General features: G+C 68.2%; 11 protein-coding genes. 10 read left to right on the forward strand and 1 reads right to left on the reverse strand.

Annotated features, from left to right (window positions below; translation table 11 throughout):
- Positions 1-14: 14 nt before the first annotated feature.
- The gene (locus R8G01_20890) at positions 15-473 is read left to right on the forward strand and encodes a hypothetical protein (GenBank protein MDW3216461.1); all 459 of its coding nucleotides are present in this window, start codon (positions 15-17) and stop codon (positions 471-473) included.
- A gap of 183 nt (positions 474-656) precedes the next feature.
- Here R8G01_20890 and ftsH read toward each other — a convergent pair whose 3' ends face one another.
- Complete coding sequence (gene ftsH, locus R8G01_20895; protein MDW3216462.1) at positions 657-2,642, reverse strand: ATP-dependent zinc metalloprotease FtsH; 1,986 nt, start codon at positions 2,640-2,642, stop codon at positions 657-659.
- 17 nt (positions 2,643-2,659) lie between these two features.
- On the opposite strand from ftsH, the gene R8G01_20900 reads away from it, so the two are divergent.
- The 9 genes from R8G01_20900 (at position 2,660) to R8G01_20940 (ending at position 22,824) form a co-directional block, all read left to right on the forward strand.
- Complete coding sequence (locus R8G01_20900; GenBank protein ID MDW3216463.1) at positions 2,660-3,004, forward strand: DUF3499 family protein; 345 nt, start codon at positions 2,660-2,662, stop codon at positions 3,002-3,004.
- 28 nt (positions 3,005-3,032) lie between these two features.
- On the forward strand, positions 3,033-3,767 hold the full coding sequence (locus R8G01_20905; protein MDW3216464.1) for a type II CAAX endopeptidase family protein: 735 nt from the start codon (positions 3,033-3,035) through the stop codon (positions 3,765-3,767).
- Between the two features lie 41 nt (positions 3,768-3,808).
- Entirely contained in the window at positions 3,809-6,613 is a 2,805-nt protein-coding gene (locus tag R8G01_20910) for a hypothetical protein (protein MDW3216465.1), read from the forward strand.
- 52 nt (positions 6,614-6,665) lie between these two features.
- Positions 6,666-8,021: a phosphomannomutase/phosphoglucomutase gene (manB, locus tag R8G01_20915; protein ID MDW3216466.1), complete on the forward strand. Its 1,356-nt coding sequence runs from the start codon at positions 6,666-6,668 to the stop codon at positions 8,019-8,021.
- 10 nt (positions 8,022-8,031) lie between these two features.
- Positions 8,032-8,268: a Trm112 family protein gene (locus tag R8G01_20920; protein MDW3216467.1), complete on the forward strand. Its 237-nt coding sequence runs from the start codon at positions 8,032-8,034 to the stop codon at positions 8,266-8,268.
- 47 nt (positions 8,269-8,315) lie between these two features.
- Positions 8,316-9,758: a hypothetical protein gene (locus R8G01_20925; GenBank protein MDW3216468.1), complete on the forward strand. Its 1,443-nt coding sequence runs from the start codon at positions 8,316-8,318 to the stop codon at positions 9,756-9,758.
- A gap of 349 nt (positions 9,759-10,107) precedes the next feature.
- Positions 10,108-11,577: an adenosylhomocysteinase gene (ahcY, locus tag R8G01_20930; protein MDW3216469.1), complete on the forward strand. Its 1,470-nt coding sequence runs from the start codon at positions 10,108-10,110 to the stop codon at positions 11,575-11,577.
- A 199-nt stretch (positions 11,578-11,776) separates the two neighbouring features.
- On the forward strand, positions 11,777-22,108 hold the full coding sequence (locus tag R8G01_20935) for a calcium-binding protein (protein ID MDW3216470.1): 10,332 nt from the start codon (positions 11,777-11,779) through the stop codon (positions 22,106-22,108).
- Between the two features lie 41 nt (positions 22,109-22,149).
- Entirely contained in the window at positions 22,150-22,824 is a 675-nt protein-coding gene (locus R8G01_20940) for a phosphoribosyltransferase family protein (GenBank protein ID MDW3216471.1), read from the forward strand.
- Positions 22,825-22,828: the final 4 nt, after the last annotated feature.

Consider the following 22,828-nt stretch of genomic DNA (forward strand, 5'->3'; position numbering starts at 1 on the left):
ATAGACAGATCACCGTGGCTCGTCTCCTGCTCGCCATCGCCTTGGTCGCCGTGGTCGCCGTCGTGGCGAACATCGTGCGCCGCCGCCGTGAGGTCGACCCGCCGACCCAGGTACGCGGGGAGATCCCGGCCCAACTCGACCGTGGCGACTTCGACGGTGCCGGATGGCTGGTCGCGGTGTTCACGTCGGCGACGTGCTCCACGTGCGCCGACGTCGTCCGCAAGGCCGAGGTGCTGCGCAGCGACGAGGTGACCGTCGTGAACGTCACGTTCCAGGAGCAGCGTGCCGTGCACGAACGCTACGACATCGACGCGGTGCCGTGCCTGGTGATCGCCGACGGCGCAGGCGTCGTGCACGCCGGCTTCCTCGGCCCGGTCACCGCCACCGACCTGTGGGCGGCGATCGCGAACGCGAGGGAGCCGGGCTCGATCGAGGGCGGCGGCTGCGACCGCCACGAACACCCGACCGCCTGAGCCTCGCTCAGTGGGGGCTCGACGAGTCGGCAGCGCTGGTACGACGAGATGTCGGGACCCCCGAGGTCAACCGCACTCCCAGACCATCCGGACCGCTCCGGAAACGGCCCACCCGATCGCTCGGGCCCCGCTCCGGATCGCGCAAGGATCAGGTCGGGTCGCGAACAGTCAGGCAGCCGTCGGTCAGTCGGGGGAGCCGAGGACGTTGGCCTCGACGTGTTCGTCGCTGCCTTCCTCGATCAGACCCTGCTGGATCAGCTTGCCGACGGCCGGGCCGTCGATCGTCTCGTGCTCGAGGAGCGCCTCGGCGATCAGTTCGAGGCCACGGAGGTGCTTGGTGAGCATCTCGTACGCCCGCTGCTCTTGTGTGGTGAGGATCTTGGCGATCTCCTCGTCGAGCATCTTGGCGGTGTCCTCGCTGTACTCGCGGCCCGACGACATCAGGTCTTCGCCGAGGAACACCTGCTGCTGTCCGGAGCCCCACGCCATCGGACCGACCTCGTCGCTCATGCCCCACTCGCGGACCATGCGCCGTGCGATGCCGGTCGCCTGCTCGAGGTCGTTCGCGGCACCGGAATTGAGGTGACCGAAGACGATCTTCTCGGCGACGCGACCGCCCATCGCCTTGCAGATCGTGTCCTCGAAGTACTCGCGGGAGTAGGTGTGCCGCTCCTGCGGGAGGCTCCACGTGACACCGAGCGCCATGCCGCGCGGCAGGATCGTGACCTTGTGGAGCGGGTCGCCGTGGGGGAGCACCGTGGCGAGCAGCGCGTGCCCGCCTTCGTGGTAGGCGGTGGCCTTCTTCTCCTCGGCGTTCATGATCAGCGACTCGCGCTGCGCGCCGAGCACCACGCGGTCACGGGCGTTCTCGAAGTCGATCCGTTCGATCTGCTTGGAACCACGACGCACGGCGATCAGCGCTGCTTCGTTGACCAGGTTGGCCAGGTCGGCACCGGCCATGCCGGGTGTGGCTCGGGCCATCGTGTCGAGGTCGACGTCCGGGCCCATGCGCTTGTCGCGGCTGTGCACGTCGAGAATCGCCTTGCGCTCCTCGTGCTCGGGCAGCGGCACGACGATCTGGCGGTCGAATCGGCCCGGGCGCAGCAAGGCCGGGTCGAGGATGTCGGGCCGGTTGGTGGCGGCCATGATGACGATGCCCTCGGAGGTCTCGAAGCCGTCCATCTCGGACAGCATCTGGTTGAGGGTCTGCTCGCGTTCGTCGTGCCCGCCGCCGAGGCCGGCGCCACGCTTGCGGCCGATCGAGTCGATCTCGTCGATGAAGATGATCGCCTTGCCCATCCGCCGGGCCTGCTGGAACAGGTCGCGCACGCGGCTGGCGCCGACACCGACGAACATCTCCATGAAGTCGGAACCGGTGACCGAGAGGAAGCCGACGCCGGCCTCGCCGGCCACGGCGCGGGCGAACAGGGTCTTACCGGTGCCGGGAGGGCCGACGAGCAGGATGCCCTTGGGCACCCGGGCGCCGATCTCCTTGAACCGTTCCGGCATGCGCAGGAAGTCGACGACCTCGTTGATCTCGGTCTTGACACCCTCGTAGCCGGCGATGTCGGAGAACGTGGTCGACGGCTTGTCGGCGTCGTACGACTTCGCACGGCTCCGGCCGATCGACATGACGTTGCCCATCTGGCCCTGCGCCCGGCGCTGCATCCAGACGAAGAAACCGATGATCAGCAGGACCGGCAGCATCAGGCCGAGGATGTTGAGGAGGAAGTTCGAACTGGGGTTGTCGAACTTGTAATCGACCGCGTTCGACTTGAGCAGTTCGGTCTGGGCGTCGTTCGGGCCGTCGGCGCTGCCGACCGTGACGAACTTGGTGCCGTCGGTCAGTTCGCCGGTGATCTTGCCGGTGCCGTTCTCCCACTCGGCGTTGGCGACCTCACCGGCGGCGACGTTGTCGATGAAGTCGCTGAAGCTGACCTCTTCGCCCTCGTCGCCGGAGAGCAGCGACGGCACGAGGAAGATCGCGAGGAACACACCGATCGCGACCCACGGGAGCCAACGACGCCACGAGTTGGGCGTCGGGCTGCCGTCGCCGGACCCGCCGCCGGATCCGGGCAGGCTCGGCTTGCGGTCTCGCTCGGGACGAGGACCGGAGGACCGGCCGCGCCCCGGCGGGGGAGGAGGGGGCGGAGGAGGCAACTTGTCCATGCAACCATGCTACGGGTATGGGCGACGCTTGCCAGGTCGCAGCGCATGCCAAAGGCGGTGCGCTGCCGTCGCACGTTCGCAACGGGATCGCAACGTCGAGGTCCACGTTCCGGCCCGTACGGCGTCCTACGGTGTTCGACGTGACGAGGCAGTGCTCGAGGACGGGCTGCAGCGAGACTGCGGCGGTGACGCTGACGTACCAGTACGCGCACGCGCAGGTGTGGCTCGACCATCTCAGCCCCGAGCGGGATCCGCACGCGTACGACCTGTGCGCCCGGCATGCCGGGCGGCTGACGGCACCGCAGGGCTGGCAGGTCCTCGACCGCCGTGCGGTCGTGCGCCCCGACCTGATCGCCGTCTGACGCCGTTCGACCGATACCATCCGCGGCCGTGACCGCGACCGAGCCACCGCGTTCCGACGCGGCCGACCCTCCCATCGAGGTCGGTCGGGCGCTCGGCACGTGGTCGGTGGCGTGGGTGGCCGGCACGCTGATCGCTGCGCCGGCCATGATCGCGCTGCTCGGTGCCGAGCTCGGCGGCGATCTCACGATCCCTCAACTCGCGGCGGCATCGGCGGCGACGTGGACGGTGATGGCTGCAGCGCTGCTCGTCGCGAGCCGACGCTTCGGCACCGGTGAGCCGGTCGTCGACTACGGGGCGACGTTCCGGCCGATCGACCTCGCCGGCATCCCGCTCGGCGTCGCGACCCAATTGCTCGTGATCCCGCTGCTGTACGTCCCGCTGCGCGGTCTGTGGCCCGACACCTTCTCGAACGAACGGATCGAGGAGCGGGCGCAAGACCTGGCGAACCGGGCCGGGGGCTGGCTCACGGTGCTGTTGGTCCTCGTGGTGGTCGTCGGTGCGCCGCTCATCGAGGAGTTCATGTACCGCGGTCTGCTGCAGCGGTCGGTCTCCGCCGCGGTCGGCACCGGCATCGGCCTGGTATCGACGTCCGCGTGGTTCGCGCTCGTGCACTTCAGCCCGGTCGAGTACCCGGGGTTGTTGGTCGCCGGACTCGCGTTCGGCGGGTGTGTCGCCCTGACCGGACGGATCGGCCCCGCGATCGTGACGCACGCCGCGTTCAACGCGACCGGCCTGGTCGTCGTCCTGCAATCGGTCGGGTGACGTCGTCCGCGACGGCCCAGCTGACACAATGACGGGCGCCCATGACTGACGACCTGGACACCCCACGCCGCGACGCCGACCTCGCCGACTCGATCTTCGACGAGCCCGGCCACGCAGCGGTCTCGACCGATGTCGCCGACCCCGCCGACGGCTCCGTGGGCGGTGCCGACGACGCTCCGAGCGCCGACGCGATGGCATGGGAGCCGGCGCCGGTCCCGTTCGCCACCCGGGTCTGGGAGCGGGCGATGCGCCGGCCGCTCGACTGGGCAGCGCGTCCGTGGCCGCGCGACCGGATCGTCCGGTACCTCGTCACGTTCGTGTCGCTCTCGGTCACGACCGTCATCATGATGAAGGTCGTCCACTTCAACCCGTTCCTCCCGAACACCGACCTGATCTTCGACGACACCACGCCGACGGGCGGTGACTTCGGAGCGCACGTGTGGGGGCCGGCGTTCCTGCGCGACAACCTCCTCGGGTCGTTCCGGCTCAACGGCTGGACGATGGACTGGTACAGCGGCATGCCCGCCTACCGGTTCTACATGGTGCTCCCGGCGCTCGCGATCCTGCTCGTCAACGTCGTGCTGCCGTACGGCGTCGCGATGAAGCTCGTCAGCGTGCTCGGCCTGATCACACTGCCGGCCGCGTGCTGGGCGTTCGGTCGCCTGGCCGGGTTCAAGCACCCGATCCCCGAGATGTTCGCGTGCGGTGGCCTCGCGTTCGTGCTCGACGAGAGCTTCAGCATCTACGGCGGCAACCTCAAGTCGACGATGGCCGGCGAGTTCTCGTTCTCGATCGCCCTGTCGCTCGGCGTGCTCGCGCTCGGCCTGCTCGCGGCCGGGCTCCGGACCGGCAAGTACCGCGTGTGGACGTCGGTGATGATCGCCGCGGCGTGTGTGTCGCACGGCATCGTGCTGATCTTCGTCGCGTTGGCCGCCGTGATCTTCTCGCTGGTCTGGGTCGACCGGACACGCCTCTGGTACTCGGTGACGGTCGGCGTCACGAGCGTGCTGCTGCTGATGTGGTGGGCCGGTCCGTTCCTGCTCGACCACGAGTACATGACCGACATGAAGTACGGCGCACTCACCAACTGGTGGGAGATGTACTTCCCGCTCACCGCACCGCTCGACATCCTGATCACCACCTTCGCCCTGATCGGGTTCGGCATGTGCATCGTGCGGCGGCAGCTCAACGGTGCCGCGCTCGGCGTGCTCGGTCTCGTGCTGGTCGCCGGTGTGTATCTGGCCCAGGACAGCCTCCCCGTGATCGGTCTGCTGTGGAACCCGCGCCTCCTGCCGTTCCTGTACCTGGTGCGCTACCTGCTGATGATGATCGGCATCTACGAGGTGCTGTCGATCGGCTGGAACGTCGTGAAGGACCGGCGGGCCAAGGCGGACCCCACGGCGATCGAGAGCTCGGTGTTCGCCGGCATCGGTGCCGTCGGCGTGCTGCTGGTGCTCGGCTTCATGTTCCAGGAACTCCCGTTCGACGGCACGACCACGGTCGACGGCGCCTCGCGGTATTCGTGGGGTCCGATCACCGCCACCGCCACCAACGCCGACGCGCAGGGCGACGGTTGGTCGCGCTACAACTTCCTCGGCTACGAGGGTCGCGACCAGTACTACACCGAGTACCACGGCGTCGTCACGACGATGGACCGCCTCGGCAACGACCCGAACCACGGTTGCGGGCGTGCCCTGTGGGAGAACAGCAGCGACAACGGTAACTACGGCACCACGATGGCGCTGATGCTGCTGCCGCACTGGACCGACGGCTGCATCGGTTCGATGGAGGGGCTGTTCTTCGAGGCATCCGGTACGACCCCGTACCACTTCCTCGCCACGGCGGCGATGTCGAAGCAGTCGTCCAACCCGGTCCGTGAGTTGCGCTACACCGACAACGACGCCTCGGTCGGCGTGGGCCATCTGCAGGCGCTCGGTGTCCGCTACGCGATGGTGCGCACACCGGAAGCGAAGGCCGAGGCGGCGAGTCAGCCCGAGCTGACCCTGACCGCCACGTCGGGTCCGTGGGAGATCTACGAGGTCGCCGGCAGCGACATCGTCGTGCCGCTCGCCACCCAACCGGTGGTCGTCGGCGAACGTGGCGGCGACACCCGCGAGCGATACCTCGAGCTGGGCACGAGCTGGTTCCAGCATCGTGACGAGTGGCAGGCGATGCCGGCGAACGACGGTCCCGACAGCTGGCAGCGGATCGAGGTCACGCCCGACCTGTCCCGTCGCGAGGGCGAGGAGGGGCAGCCCGGGCGACGGGTCGACATCGTGGTGCCGACGTCCCCGATCGAACCGGTCCCGTTGCCGGCCGTCACCGTGAGCAACGTCGACATGGGTCAGGACTCGATCGAGTTCGACGTCGACCAGGTGGGGGTGCCCGTGCTCGTGCGCGTCAGCTACTTCCCGAACTGGAACGCCACCGGCGCCGAGGGCCCGTTCCGGGTCGGCCCGAACATGATGGTCGTGGTGCCGCAGGACACCCACGTCGAGTTGCACTACGGGCGCAGCATGGTCGACTACCTCACCGTTCTGCTGACGCTGATCGGTGTCGGGCTCTGCGTCTACTGGCGCAAGGTCGGCGACGTCCGCCACGACGACGTCGTGCCAGCGGGGTTCGGCCAGGGGACGTCGACCGACGCGGCGGATGCTCCGACACGTCCGATCGACGACTGGAGCCTCAGGTCGTCGCAGCCCGATGCGGTATGGCCGCCCGCGGCGCCGCACGTCGACGACAGCGACGTGCCGCGCGGCCCCCGAGACGACGGTGCACCGAGTGCACCCGACGACGAACGACCGTCCGGTCCGACCGACGACGTCTGGCGCTCGCCGGGACCTTGACCCCGCCCTGAGGGCGGCGGTCGATACATCCCGATAGCTTTGAGTACCGCTTATGTCAGTACTGGATGAAATCGTCAAGGCGTACGACATCCGGGGCACGGTGCCCGACCAGCTCGATGGAGCGGTCGCGTATGCCCTCGGTGTCGGATTCGCGAAACTGGTCGACGCCGATCAGGTCCTGGTGGCGCGCGACATGCGCGAGTCCGGGATCGAACTGGTGGCCGAGTTCTCCCGCGGTGTGATGGACCAGGGGCTCGACGTCGTCGACCTGGGCCTTGCCTCGACCGACATGATGTACTACGCCGCCGGCGTGCTCGATGCCCCGGGTGCGATGTGGACGGCGTCGCACAACCCGTCGCAGTACAACGGCGTCAAATTCTGCCTCGCCGGTGCCAAGCCGGTCGGGATCGACAGCGGCCTCGCCGAGATCCGAGCGACGTCGTCGACCGTGCTCGACGGTGTCGGCCCACGTCCGACCGAGCACACCGGCCGCCGCACCGAGCGCGACGTCCTGCCCGACTTCGTCGAGCACGTGCTGTCGTTCATCGACGTCGATGAGCTCACGCCGATGCGTGTCGTCGTCGACACCGCGAACGGCATGGGAGGTCTCGTCGTTCCTGCGGTCTTCGATCGCCTGCCGATGATCGAGCTCGAGGTCATGTACGGCGAGCTCGACGGGATGTTCCCCAATCATCCGGCCGACCCGCTGCAACCCGCCAACCAGCGCGACCTGCGGGCGCGTGTGGTCTCCGGCGGATTCGACGTCGGGTTGGCGTTCGACGGCGACGCCGACCGGGTGTTCGTCGTCGACGAATCCGGCGAGGGCCTCAGCGGCTCGACCACCACGGCACTGTTGGCGGCCGCGGTGCTGCGCTCGAACCCGGGGTCGACGGTGCTCCACAACCTGATCTGTTCGCGTTCGGTCCCCGAGGTCGTCAGCGAGCACGGCGGCATCCCGATCCGGACCAAGGTCGGCCACTCGTACATCAAGGAGCAGATGCTCGAGACCGGCGCCGTCTTCGGCGGCGAACACTCCGCGCACTACTACTTCACGGGGAATTTCCGGGCCGACAGCGGGCTGATCGCGTCGATGCTCGTGCTCGCCGAACTCAGTCGCGCCGACGAGCCGTTGAGCACGCTGCGCAAGCCGTTCGAGCGGTACGCGGCGAGCGGCGAGATCAACACGCAGGTCGACGATCCGGCTGCCGTGATCGACCTCGTGAGCGCCGAGTTCGCCGAGCACGACCAAGACCGTCTCGACGGCCTCAGCGTCGATTGCGGCCGGTACTGGTTCAACCTGCGACCGTCCAACACCGAGCCGCTGCTGCGCCTCAACCTCGAGGCCGTCGATCGAAATGAGTGCGACGACCGGGTCGCCGACCTACTGTCACTGATCACGCAAGCCTGACGGAGCCAACATGAGTCTCGATCCCGCCCTCCTCGCCATCTTGGCCTGCCCCGAAGACAAGGGGCCGCTGTACCACCTCGACGCCGAGGCGGTGCTGTACAACCCGCGCCTCAAGCGCACGTACGAGATCCGCGACGGCATCCCCGTCATGCTCGTCGAGGAGTCGACCGGCCTGTCCGACGACGACGCGGCCCGGCTCGACGCGATCGTCGCCGAGCGCGGCCTCGCACCGACGTTCGACGTGTGATCGACGCGACCCCCGACGCCGATCGTGACGAAGTACGCTCCTCAGCCGTGAGCAACCGGTCCGTTCGTTCTCTCTCGCGCGCCGCGATGACGGCGGCCGCCGTGATGGCCGCTGCCGTGCTCGGCGTCGCGATCTCGCCCGATGCCGACCGCACCGTCGAGGCCGTCGGCGGTGCCCTGGGCGCCGGCGGCGAGTTCCAGCAGATCACCCCGTCCCGCATCTTCGACTCACGCGAGTCGGGCGGTGCCCGCTCGATGAGCGCATCCGAGACCGATCCCACGATCGACGTCCAAGTCGTGGGCGAGGGCGGGTTGCCCGACTTCGTCGACGACCTCGACGGCGACGGCCAGGACGATAACGTGCTCGCCGTCGTGGTGAACATCACGGTGATCGAGCCGACGCGACTCGGCTTCCTCCGAGCGTTCGGCACGGGTGCCGAAGAGGGCAACACGTCGGTCGTCAACTTCTTCCCCGGCACGTTCATCCCGAACACCGCCATCATCCGGCCCGGCGACGACGGCAAGATCTCGCTCCGGCTGGTCAGCCCGACCGGCCCCGGCACCGCTCACGTCGCGGTCGACATCACCGGATGGTTCTCGACCAGCTCCTACGAGGAGCGTGGCGATCGTGTGATCGACATCGATCCGATCCGTGTCTACGACAGTGAGCTCGAGCAGTTCGGCGGCGACACCCTCACGGGCCGCACGCAGATCGAGGTGCCGATCCGCGGCGCCGCCGAGGTCTCCAAGCCCAACACCGCGGTCATCCCCGACGGCGACGACGTCGTCGGTGTGATCGCCAACATCACCGGCGTCAACGTGTTCCCGGGCAGTCTGCCGACGTACATCGCGGCGGTGCCCGACGCCGTCGCCGACGGCGCGGTTCCCGACACCAGCACCGTCAACCTCGTCAACGGGCAGATCCGTGCCAACATGGCGATCCTCCCGGTCGACGACGACGGCTCGATCCATCTCTTCAACCTCCAGGGCGAGGTGCGGATGGTCGTCGACGTCGTCGCCTACCTCGAACGCAACGTGTCGGTCGACACCAAGGCCGGACGCGTCGTGCCGCTCGTCGCCCCCTTCCGGGCGTTCGACACCCGGTCCGACGACTTCGGTGACGTGCCGCTCGGCCCGGCCGAGGCTGAGGACTTCAGCTTCGAGAGCTTCGTCAACGACGTCCGGATCGACGGCGAACCGGTCGGCGCCCAGTCGGGGCTGATCGGGAACCTCACCGCGACCGACCTCCAGCGTCAGTACGAGTGGGCGCCCGTGGCGTCGTTCGTCACGGCGTACCCGTCGCCCGGCGACAGCACGGCGGTGCCGCTCGTGTCGAACGTGAACATCCTCGAGAACGACACGGTGCCGAACCTGGCGCTGATCCCGTACGGCACGTCGAGCCAGGGCCCGAACTCGATCCGGTTCTACAACCGGGCCGGCTACGTCGACTATCTCCTCGACGTCTACGCCGTCATCCTCGACGACGACTGACGACGCCGATCGCGGCGTTCCGCCTCACCGCTCACGGCCCGAAGGCTGTTCGGGTTCGTCGCGCCTTGCGCTCGACGCCGTCAGCCGCCCTGGATCCTTCTTGTTGGTCGGGTCGAATGATCGGTTGTCTCGAGTGAGGTGTTGCGTACGGGTGTGATGCTGTCTCCGCGCGACCGAACGCCGGACGCAGCGTCCGGCTCGCTGGTCGACGGTGGTGACCGGGTTGGTGAGGGCCCGGCGGTAGCGTTGTTCCTTCATCCACGCGGGCTGACCCGATCGGCGCCAGCAGGCCCCGGCTCGCTCCATCCGAACTTGCCGGCGGCCCGCCCGGGCCACGGAGGAGAACAACATGACGTCAACACTCGCCGCGCGGAACGACTTCCGAGTCGCCGACCTCAGCATGGCCCCGTTCGGCCGCAAGGAGATGCTCCTCGCCGAACACGAGATGCCGGGCCTGATGGCCATCCGCAAGGAGTACGGCCCGAGCAAGCCGCTCGCCGGTGCCCGGATCTCCGGGTCGCTCCACATGACCATTCAGACCGCGGTGCTGATCGAGACGCTCACCGAGCTCGGTGCCGAGGTGCGCTGGGCGAGCTGCAACATCTTCTCCACGCAGGACCACGCTGCCGCGGCGGTCGTCGTCGGCCCGAACGGCACCGAGGACGACCCACAGGGTGTGCCCGTGTTCGCCTGGAAGGGCGAGACGCTCGAGGAGTACTGGTGGTGCACCGAGCAGATGATGACGTGGCCCGACGGTGCAGACGGCACGGTCTACGACGGTCCGAACATGATCCTCGACGACGGCGGCGACGCCACCCTGCTCCTGCACAAGGGCGTCGAGTACGAGAAGGCGGGCGAGGTCCCCGATCCGACCGAGGCGTCCAACGCCGAGTTGGCGATCATCCTCGGCCTCCTGCAGCGCACGCTCAAGGACGACGACCAGAAGTGGACGCGGATGGGTGCCGGCGTCAAGGGCGTCACCGAGGAGACCACCACCGGCGTGAAGCGTCTCTACAAGATGTTCGCCGACGGTGAGCTGCTCTTCCCGGCGATCAACGTCAACGACTCGGTCACCAAGTCGAAGTTCGACAACCTGTACGGCTGTCGCCACTCGCTGGTCGACGCGATCAGCCGGGCGACCGACGTCATGCTCGGCGGCAAGCTCGCCGTCGTGCTCGGCTACGGCGACGTCGGCAAGGGCTGTGTGCAGTCGCTGCGTGGCCAGGGTGCCCGCGTGGTCGTCACCGAGATCGACCCGATCAACGCGCTCCAGGCGGCCATGGAGGGCCTCCAGGTCGTCCGCCTCGAAGACGTCGTCGGCGAGGCCGATCTGTTCGTCACCGCCAGCGGCAACTACGGCCTGATCACGGCCGACGACATGCAGCAGATGAAGCACAACGCGATCGTCTGCAACATCGGCCACTTCGACAACGAGATCGACATGGAGGGCCTCGCCCGCTCCGGCGCGACCCGCGACGAGCTGAAGCCCGGCACCGACGTCTGGAAGTTCGACGACGGCCACCAGATCATCATCCTGGCCGAGGGTCGCCTCGTGAACCTCGGTTGCGCCACCGGCCACCCGAGCTTCGTGATGAGCTGCTCGTTCTCCAACCAGGTGATCGCCCAGATCGAACTCTTCAATCGGACCGAGGACTACCCGCTGGGCGTGTACGTGCTGCCGAAGCATCTCGACGAGAAGGTCGCCCGGTTCCACCTCGACGCCCTCGGCGTGCGACTCACGACGCTCACCGACGAGCAGGCCGAGTACCTCGACATGGACCCGGCCGGCCCCTTCAAGCCCGAGCACTACCGCTACTAGTCAGCGGCGCCGGCTGCGGCGCTCGCTGCGTTCGGCCTCGCGCTGCGGGCCCTCCGGTCGCTGCGTCCCGCGTGCCGGTGGGCCCCGGCGTGTCGTGTTCACCGGCAAGACCTCCTCAATTCGCTTGCGGTGATCGGGCTGCCGTGGAAGGGTCCTCCCGACGGCGGGAACTGTCACCACAGCAGTTTGGGGGTCGCCGATGGCGACGAAGCGGTCCACGAGATGGGCGCAACGGCCGTTGGCCGTCGCGCTCTCACTCACCATGATCATCACGCTGGGCGTCGTCGCTCGCCCCGAGGTCGCGCAGGCGGCGACGCCTGAAGAGCAGGTGGTCAGCGACGGGCTCGAGCAGCTCATGGCCGCGCTCGGAGGGCTCGACAACCTCGACGAGCTGAGTCAGCCACTCCCGCTCACCGAACTCCTCCCGACCGGTGACGACGGCCTCGATCTGGCCGCGACCCTGATCGAAGCGATCGCCGACCTCGACGTCGGCTTCGACAACGGGGCCCTCGAATCCCACCTGGAGTCGCTGTCCGGCACGACCGCAGGAGGTGTGGTCGTCGACGTCGATGCCGACGTCTCCGGCGGTGTCGTCACATTCGGTACGTTGACATTCAGTCGATCGGTGAGCTCGCCGATCGACTTCTTCGAGGGCGGCGTCGACCTCGGTGGCGGCGCGATCGGGGGAGCGCTGACCCTCGACATGTCGGGCCTGGTGGTCGAACTCGACGAATCGGGCGCGCCGCCCGAGCTGTTCCTCCCGATGCCGAACACCACGGGTCACGTCACGGCCGATCTCGATGTCGACTTCGGTTCCGGCGTCGACATCCGCCTCGGGATCCTCGATGTCACGGTGACGGGCACGGCCTCGGCCGACGTCGACTTCACGATCGACCTCGTCGACCCCGACGCCGACGGTCGACTCTCGCTCGACGAACTCGCGTCGGCAGCCGCGATCGACCTGTTCGACATCCAGTACTCGAGCTCGAGCGCGGCGATGAACGCGTCGCTGGCGGTCGCCGACGGCACGCTCCTCGCCGGGGCGGGGCTCACGGGCACGGTCGTGTACGCCGACGCCGACCTGTCGGATGACACGGTCGACACGCTCGAACTCGATCTGCCGGAGCTGGGCGACTTCACGAACATGGGCGCCCCCGAGATCCTCGTCTCGATCGCCCAGCTCGCGGTGTCGCTCCAGGCGATGCAGACCCGCGTGGCCAACCCGAACCTGCCGATGCTCGGCGCGCCGGCGCCGGCCCCGGGAGAGACGCTCGACAAGACCGTCGAGAACCTCGCCGACCTGCTCGATGTCAACGCCGCGATCGGTGACTTCTTCGTCGCGAAGGGACTGTCGCGCCCGGAGAGTCCGTTCGAGTTGCTGATCGGCGATACCGACGGCGACGGAGTCCCCGACGTCGACCTCGACGCCCTGGGCCTCGCGACCCTCGACGGGATCATGGCCGAACTCGAAACCGCACTCGGTGACGCCGCCGACCTCGCGTACGCCGACGGTGCGATCACCTTCGACCTCGCTTTCGGTGCGTCGTACACGCCTCCGCCGGCCGAGGTGAAGCTCAACGACCAGCTCGCGGAGCTCGGCCTGTCCGGGCTGGTGTCCGCGAATGGGTCGGCCGGCATCGGCGTCGTCGCCGACTACGACGTCGACGTCACCTTCGGCATCGACCTGGCCGACTTCGACATCGCCGAGCCGATCACCGACTTCCTCTTCATCGACACCGCCGGTACCGAGATCACGGGCAACGCCCTCGCCTCCGCCGACCTCGCACTCGGCGGCACGATCGGTTTCCTCGAGGTGGCGCTGTCCGATCAGAACACGGCGTCGGGCGCCGCAGGGTGGGTCCCCATCCTGGGCAAGCGAGCCGGCGACACCACCGACATGGTGACGATCGACGTGGCGAGCGACGACGACACCTTGACGCTGACCGAGTTGTACCAGGGGCTCGCCGGCCTCGACACCAATATCGTCGACGGCAACCAGTTCGTCATCGACGGCGGCCCCGATCTCTCGGTGACGGGCACGATCAATGCCGCCGTACCCGACACGACGCTGACCGCGGTGGCCACGATCGGTTCGACCGAACTCGCCGGCGCGGAAGTCACCTTCGGGTGGCCCGACATCCTCGACGAGGCCCCGACGATGAGCGGCAACGCCGCCTTCAACGACGACCTGCTGTCGTTCAACATCGATCCCGACAACCCGCTCGCCCTGTTCAACCAGATCATCGACGCCGTCGACGTCGCGATCGGGGCGGTGGCGACGATCGACGAGGGTGGTGTCGTCGACGAGGAGTTGCCGATCATCGGCACGAGCCTCCGCGACTCCGTCTCGTTCCTCGACGACGTGCGCGACACCGTCAACCAACTCTCACAAGACCCTGCCGGCAGCCTGCAGCGTTTCGAGACCGAGCTCGAGCTCGCGATCGCGAGTGCGTTCGGCGTCGACATCTCGTCGATCGGTGACGCCCCCGACCCGAACGATGCCGGATTCATCGACGACAACGGGACCCCGGGCGATGCGACCGACGACTTCTTCGACGATGCGGTGTTCCAGGCTGCGCTCGACCAGTACATCGCCGACGTCGCGGCGTTCCTGGCCGCGAACGACTACGTGCAGCTCGAGTACCTGGCCGTGCCCGGTGAACCGGGCACGATCCTGCTCACCCTCGACCTCGGCGTGTGCTCGGACGTGGCGACGTACGGAGGCGTCGGATGCACGCAGGAGATTCCCCTGACGTCGGAGTTCAACTTCGACACCTCTGGGTTCGGTGACCTCGCCGGACTGATCGCGGCCGAGGGTGAGGGCTCGGTGGCGCTCGACTACAACGCGAGTGTCACGGTCGGCCTCGGCGTCGAACTCCCCGACGTGTTCGAGGGAGACGTGACGCCCAAGCCGTTCGTCCTCGACTCCTCGGGCGTCGACCTCCGGGTCGCCGGCCTGTTCGACGGGGCGTTCAACGCCTCGATCGGCCCGTTCGAAGTCGAGGTCGGTGCCGTGACGAGCGCCGTGGAGGACTGCTCGAACGACATCGACGACGACGGTGACGGAGCGGTCAACGACGGGTGCGAGCAAGTGGGCGACACCGTCGACCCGGACTGCGCGAACGACATCGACGACGACCCGGACGACGACGACCTCTCCGACACCGTCGACGACGACACACCGTCGGTGGTCAACGACGGCTGCCCGGAGGTGAGCACCACGGTCCAGGCGAGGGCCGGCGCGGCGTTCACGGTCAACGGTGACGTCGCCGGCGACCGTGCCTACCTCTTCCCGGCAGGTGGCGAACCGGGTGTCGGCGACCTGTTCGCGTCGATCGACCTCGGCACCGCACTCGGCACCAACGACGTGGTCGACTGCGGCGACGGCGTGCGCTACGCATGTGCGTCGCTGCCGCTGCGGGTGAACGCCGGCGGCGCCCCGATCCACCTCGGCACGATCGAGTTCGAGGTGACCGAGCTGAGCCCGTTCACGGCGACGGTCGGTCCGCCGGGTGTGATGGACGAGATCAAGGCGAACCTGTTGGACAATGCCGAGACGCTCGCGTGGCAGCTGATCGGTCAGGGCCTCCAGGACTTCGGTGACTTCATCGAGGAATCGACCGACGGGGCGTCGTACGACGTCGACATCCCGGTCGTCGGCGACGTCCTCGACGGTGGCGCCGAGATCGGCGCCGCGTTCAATGATTCGTTCGCCACGCCGGTCGGCGCCTTCCTGCAGTCGTTCGACCCGACCGACGTCGACTCGATCGCCGGCCCGCTGCAGTCGGAGATGTACGACCTGATCGGACCGGGCGGAGCCGGCCTGCTGCTCGACACCCAGGCGCCCGCCGGCGTCGACCCCGGCGACATCGTCGTGGTCGTGCTGTGCGGCAACGACGCCCACGAGTGTGTCGATCCGGCCGACGGTGTGCTCGACATCGTCGACCTGAGTCTCCAGTTCAGCATCGGTGAGAACATCGCCGAGGCACCCGAGATCCCCTTCGACTTCGGCTTTCCCGGCCTCCGGCTGGCGACCGCCGACGGCCCGGATGCCGGTGACGATCCCGACGGGATCACGGCGAGCGTCGACTGGTCGATCGACGTCGGGTTCGGCCTGTCGCTGACCGAGGGCTTCTATCTCGCGACCGGCGGCGACGACGAGATCTCGCTCGACGTCAGCGTGAACACGCCCGACTTCCTGGCCGACATCGCGTTCCTCGGCGTCGACATCGACGGTGACAACTCCGACACGCCCAAGCCGGCCGGCCGCCAGGCCGACGAGCTCAACCTGTCGATCGCGATCGACCTGCCCGATCCGAGCGGCACCGGCAAGCTGGCCCTGTCGAACCTGCTCAACGTCGACCCGGTCGATCTGCTCCCGACGATCTCGGCCGACGTCGACATCTACTGGCGGCTCGCCACCGCACCCGAGTTCGGTGGGAGCGAGGCCGGCGACGGCTCGCTGCCGACGGTGTACGCCACGCTCGACATCCAGTGGAGCGCCACGCTCGGGGTCGACGGACTGAACTTCGGCGACCTCGACATGTCGTTCGAAGACGTCGAACTCGACCTCGGCAGCTTCATCAACGACTTCCTGGCACCGATCCTCGACGAGGTCACCAAGTTCACCGAACCGCTCCAACCGATCATCGACGTCGTGTCGGCCCCGATCCCGGGGGTCAGCCAGCTCGCCGAGCTCGTCGGCGAAGACCCGGTCACCATGATCGATCTCTTCGAGGCGATCTCGGGCAACGACCTCACGCTGATCAAGACGCTGCTCGACGTCGTCACCTTCATCAACGCGGTCGCCGCGCTCGGTGACGCCGGCGAGATCATCATCCCGATCGGCCGCTTCGACATCGGAGGTGCGGCGATCGGTGACAGCGAGTTGCCGGCCAATCAGAAGAGCAGCCTGATCTCCGGCGAGACGGTGACCACGTCGTCGATCACCGATGCGATGAGCGGTCTGAACTCGTCGTTCGACGCGTTCGTCGCGTCGTTCAACGAGAACCTCGCCGACGGCGCCGAGTTCTCCGACGACGAGCCGGGTTTCACGTTCCCGGCGTTCGAGGACCTCAGCAACATCTTCAACCTGCTCGTCGGCGAGGACATCACGCTCGTGCGGTTCGCCTCCGGCCCGTTGAAGGCGGAGTTCGGATTCAGCCAGAGCTTCGGCCCGATCGCCGTCGGCCCGATCCCGGTGTCGATCGTGATCTCCGGGTCGGCGTCGATCGAAGGTCGCTTCGCCGTCGGCTACGACACGAAGGGCGTCCGCCAACTGGTGCAGGCGATCACCGACGACGACGGGCCCGACGTGAGTTTCCTGAAGGGTTTCGGGTTCCTGTTCAACGGCCTGTTCCTCGATGACCTCAACTCGGCCGGCCAGGACGTGCCGGAGATCCGACTGGTCGTCGAGTTCGCCGCCGGCGCTGCGGTCGACCTCGTCGTGGTCTCGGCGGGCGTCGAGGGCGGCGTGCGCGCGACCCTCGATCTCAACCTGCACGACGGTGGGTTCTTCAACCCGATACCGCCGGAGAACCTCGACGGAAAGCTGCGACTCGACGAGATCGCGAGCTTCATCTTCAACAATCCGATCTGTCTGTTCGACGTGAGCGGCAAGCTCGAGGCGTTCGTGCGGATCTTCGTCGAGATCGACCTCTTCCTCTTCTCGAAGCGGTTCCAGTTCACCGTCGTGAACATCACGCTGCTCGAACTCGAGAACATCACCGCCGACCTGTGCGAGCCGCCCGATCCGGTGCTCAGCGAGCTGGACCCGACCGACGGCGTCCTCCACCTCAACATCGGCACGAAGGCGGGCGACCGCGGCTTCGCCGAGACCGAGCCCGACGAGAAGTTCGTCGTCCGCCAGCTCGACGAGGATTCGGTGCTGGTGAGCGCGTTCGGCTTCGAAGAGACGCGCCACGGCGTGAGCAAGGTCGTCGGTGACGCCGCCGGCGGCGACGACAGCGTCCGGTTCGAGCCCGGCTCGATCGAGTCGGTGGTCCTGGTCGACGGCGAGGAGACGGTCGTCTCCGAACAGGTGCCGTTCGTCATCCCGACCGTCATCTGTGGTGGTCCCGGTGACGACAAACTCTCCGGCGGAGAAGGACCCGACCGGCTGGGCGGCGACGGGTCGCTCGTGCAGGAGTCGGGCGATTGGACCTGCTCGACCGGTGAGAGCGGCGATGACGGTCTCGATCAGATCAGCGCCAACGGCGGCCTCGACACGGTATGGGGCCACGGCGGGAGCGACCAGCTCGGTGGCGGCTCCGGCAACGACGTCATCGACGCCGGCGGTGGCGACGACCAGGTCAACGGTGACCTCGGCGCGGACACCATCTTCGGTGGACCGGGTGCCGACAACCTGAAGGGTGGGGCCGATGCCAACCCGTCGACGTTCGACACCGACCCGTCGACCCCGAACGTGATCGATCTGCCGCCACCCGGGTTCTCCGACGACGTCATCCACGGCGGACCGGGCCCCGACTCGATCGAGGGCGACTGGGGCGACGACACGATCGACGGCGACGAGGGCGACGACGTCATCGTCGGCGGATTCGGCGACGACACGATCGACGGTGGTCCCGACCAGGACATCATCTACGGCGACGACGGCGATGATCCGATGCTCAGGGGCGGAACCGGCGACGATTCGATCTTCGGGATGAACGGCAACGACACGATCGAAGGCGACGAGGGCGACGACAACCTGATCGGCAACGACGGCGACGACGCCATCGGCGGTGGCGACGGTCTCGACATCATCCTGGGCGACAACGGCACGATCAACCGCGCGCCACTCCAGGGCAACCTGCTCCCGACCGACCCTGCGCTCCCGCTCGTGACGACCATGTCGTCGGCCGGCGCCGCGGGCGACACCGATCTCGACGGCGACGGTGACGACGACGTCATCTACGGCCAGGCAGGCGCCGACACGATGAACGGTGGCGGCGGCAACGACCTCATGTTCGGCGACAACGGCGGCGACACGATGTCCGGCGACGCCGGTGCCGACACCATGTTCGGTGACAACGACGCCGACGTGATGTTCGGTGACAATGCTGCAGCCTCGAACGGCTGCGCCGACGGGGCCGACCTGATGCGCGGCGGTCCGGCCGCCGACCTCATGTCGGGCAATGGCGCCGGCGACACCATGTTCGGCGACAGCGGCGAGGACATCATCTACGGCGATGCTGCCGTGGCCGACGAGCCGTGTGACGGTGTCGACATCATCCGCGGTCTCGCCGACGGTGACGACATCTGGGGCAACGGCAAGGGTGACGACATCCAAGGCGACGGCGGCAAGGACCAGATCGTGGGTGGCAACCGCGAAGCGGGCGTCGCCGACGGCACCGACTTCATCGACGGCAACGCCGACGACGACGTCATCGCCGGCGACAACGCGGTGATCACGGGCGGTGCCGATCCGGACACCGACACGTGGCTCGTGGAGCTGCGGGTCGACGGCGCGGGAGCGCTCGACGTGATCGGCGGTGATGCCGGCGACGACCGGATCTACGGTCAGGCCGGGGGCGACGCGCTCGACGGCGACGCCGGTGACGACTCGATCGAAGGCAACAGCGGCGCCGATCTCATCAACGGCGGCAACGGCGACGACGACCTCGTCGGCGGGAGTTCCGCTCTCGACGGTGTCAACGACGACGGGCGGTCCGGCGACGGACGTCTCGACGGCGGCGACACCATCCACGGCGACGACGGAGTGGACTGGATCGCCGGCGACAACGCCTGGATCAGCCGCAACGTGCCGAGCGGTGCGCCGGCACTGATCGTGCTGTTCGACGTCGGCACGACGGCTTCCACACCCGCCCCGGGAACCAGCGGTCCCGACACGATCTTCGGCGACGCGCTCGGCGACCAGATCTTCGGACAGGGAGCGCCCGACACCATCGAGGGCAACGACGGCGACGACTACATCGAGGGCAACGACGGCAACGACACGCTGTCCGGCAACGACGGAGCGGATGACATCGTCGGCGGCGGCTCCGCCAACGACGGCGTGATCGACGCAGATCGCATCGGCGACGGGCTCTCCGACGTCGGGGAGACCCTGATATCGGGTGGTTCGGGCGCCGACTACATCGCCGGCGACAACGCGCTGATGAGCCGTGTCGTCCCGTCGAGCGCTCCGGTACCCGTCGTGCTGTTCGACGTCGAGATCGTGACCCTCGGAACGCTCCCGGGCACCGGCGGCCCCGAAACCTTGATCGACGGTGGCGGCGACGACGACCTCATCTTCGGCCAGACCGGCGGCGACACCATCGAGGGTGGGCCAGGCGCCGACTACGTCGAGGGCAACAACGGTGCCGACTCGATCGACGGCGGTATCGGTGACGACGACCTGGTCGGTGGTGGTTCGGCGAGCGACGGTGTGATCGACGACGACCGGAACGGCACGTCGCTGCTCGATGACGGCGACGACATCCGTGGTGGCTCCGACGAGGATTGGATCACCGGTGACAACGCGCTGATCAACCGCTCGGTGCCGGCGCTGGGTCGGGCCGGCATCGAACTCTTCGACGTCGAGGTCTACGACTACGAACTGTCGGTGTCGCTGACGAGCCCGCAGACGGGCGGCCCCGACACGATCACGGGCGACGGCGCCCCCGACCGGATCTTCGGACAGACCGACGACGACGACCTCAGCGGCGGGGGCGGGAACGACTACATCGAGGGCAACAACGGTGTGGACACCATCGACGGCGGCGGCGGTGACGACGACCTCATCGGTGGCGGTTCGGCGACCGACGGTGTGATCGACGGAGAACGTCGCGGCGACCGGTTGCTCGACCAGGGCGAGAACATCGTCACCGGTGGGTTCGGCGACGACTGGATCACCGGCGACAACGCGCTGATCAACCGCAATCTCCCGGCCGTCAACGGCCCCAACGGCTCGCAGCGTGCACCGATCGAACTCTTCGACGTCCAGGTCGCGGGCGGATCGGCGATCTCACCGAGTGTGAGCGGCGGTGACCTGCTGCAGGGCAACGAGGGCGCGGATCGGCTGTTCGGCCAGGGCAACGGAAGCCAGCCGGCGGGCCAGACCGATCCCGTCGACGGTCGGAACAACGACTACAACAGCGGAGCTGAGGCTTCCCCGGACTTCGATCGCCTCACCGTCGACCCGGCGGGCGTCGACGAGGACGGTGAGCACAACGACGGTTGGCTCGGCGACACGATCATCGGCGGCGACGGTGACGACGAGATCGAGGGCAACCACGGCAACGACCTCATCTTCGGTAACGGCGACGAAGACGACGTCGCCGGTGGCGGGTCGGCCGACGACGGCAAGATCTGGGACGCGATGCGTCTCGCCAACGGGGCCAACCTCCTGGACGGTGCCGACGTCATCCACGGCGACGATGGCGACGCCACCGTCGGGGACCACGATGCGATCGTCGGGGACAACGGATGGGTCGGTCGCACGGGCAACGTGATTTCCGGTGACGGCCCGGACGGCGTGTCGATGACGCTCACGCAGCGTCTCGTCCTGATGGTCGGTGTCCAGACTCCCGCCGGCACGTTCGGCGACGACTTCATCGCAGGAAATGGCGGCCACGACGAACTGTACGGGCAGGCCGGAGCCGACATGGTGGAGGGTGAGTACGGATCCGACGCGATGGTCGGTGACCTCGGATCGGTCACCACCGAACTGCTCGGCGATGGCGACGCCAACGTCCTGTGCGGTGACCCGCAGTTCCTCGAGCCGCGGCAGCCGTTCGTCGGCGAGGACATCTGTGTCGACGGCACCCTGTTCCGAGAGGTGGAACTCTTCGCGTTCGACGACACCCAGGTCGATGTCGTCGATGCTTCCGACGTGATGATCGGCGGTGACGGAGACGACTGGATGCACGGTGGTGCCGGAGCAGACCTGATCCAGGGAGACGGCGACGGCGGCGCCGAGATCGTCGACCCCGATGCCGACTACACGACCGACGTCACCGACCCGAACCCGGCGTCGGCGGACAAGGACCGGATCTTCGGGGGTGACTCGAACGGTCACGGCACGGTCGACACGGTGTCGGGTGGCGACGGAGATGTCACCTGGGGTGGTCGCGGTGACGACTACACGTGGGCCGGCAACGGCGACGACATGATCGACGTGCGGCCCGACGGAACCTATCCGGCGACCTGGGCGGCGTGGGCCGAGGCCGACGTGGAGAGCTACCACGGCATCGACGTGTCGTACGGTGGCTGGGATCAGGACGCTGCTCAGGCGAACGTCGCTGCGAACGGACCGATCGCTGGCGACCGGGTGCTCGACTGGGCGGGTGTGTACAACGTCACGTATCTGTGCCCGGCGACGTACGGCGCGTACGTCACGGTGCGGGGCCAGCCTCCGCAGCTGATCCAGTGGGTGATCGACCTCGCCGCAGCCAGTGGCGCCGTCGACCCGGGTGATCCGGGGTCATCGGGCTACAACGAGGTCGCCATGGTGTACAAGACGGACGTCAAGAACAACACGAACCCGATCTACCCGGGGACCCCGGGCCATTTCACCTGCGATCCCTGACGTCCGGAAACACTGCAACACCCCTTCGTCATGCTGAACGCATGATGTTCCAGACTCGTTGTGCAGGGTGTGACCGGGCCGGTGCCGTGCTGTGCCGGCCGTGCCGATTCGCGCTCGCCGCCCCCGCCGGACTGCCGGTGGGAGGCGACGTGATCGCCGCGGTGCCGTTCGCCGGGCGGGCCCGCGACGTCCTGCTCGGTTTCAAGTACCGCAACCGCCGTCGGTTGGCTCATCACTTCGCCGGCCTGCTCGTCAACCGGCTCTTGGCCGAAGGCGTCCGCCCGCACGACATCGACGTCGTCACCTGGGCCCCGACGAGCCGCCGCCGCCGGCAGCAGCGGGGTTTCGACCAGGCCGAGGTGGTCGCCCGGCGACTCGCAGCCCAGCTGGGGCTGCCGTGCCATCGCCTGCTCGAGCGCGATGCGGCCAGTGTCGCCCAGACCGGACTCGACCGGGCCGCCCGGCTGCACGGCCCGACGTTCCGGTCGTCACCGCGGGCGGCCGGCCGACGCGTGCTGCTGATCGACGACGTGGTGACCACCGGGTCGACGCTGCGCTCCGCTGATCGGGCGCTCGCCGACGCGGGTGCCGTGTCGGTCACTCGAGCCGCGATCGCCACCACGCCGGCGCTGGTGCACCGCACCCGCAGCTCGCGCCCGGCGCGCCGTCGGACCCCGAACCACGGTGTCGTGGTCCAGGGCCCGTGGGCGGCCTGATCGC

It is taken from the genome of Ilumatobacteraceae bacterium (assembly GCA_033344875.1).
Lineage (GTDB): Bacteria > Actinomycetota > Acidimicrobiia > Acidimicrobiales > Ilumatobacteraceae > Ilumatobacter.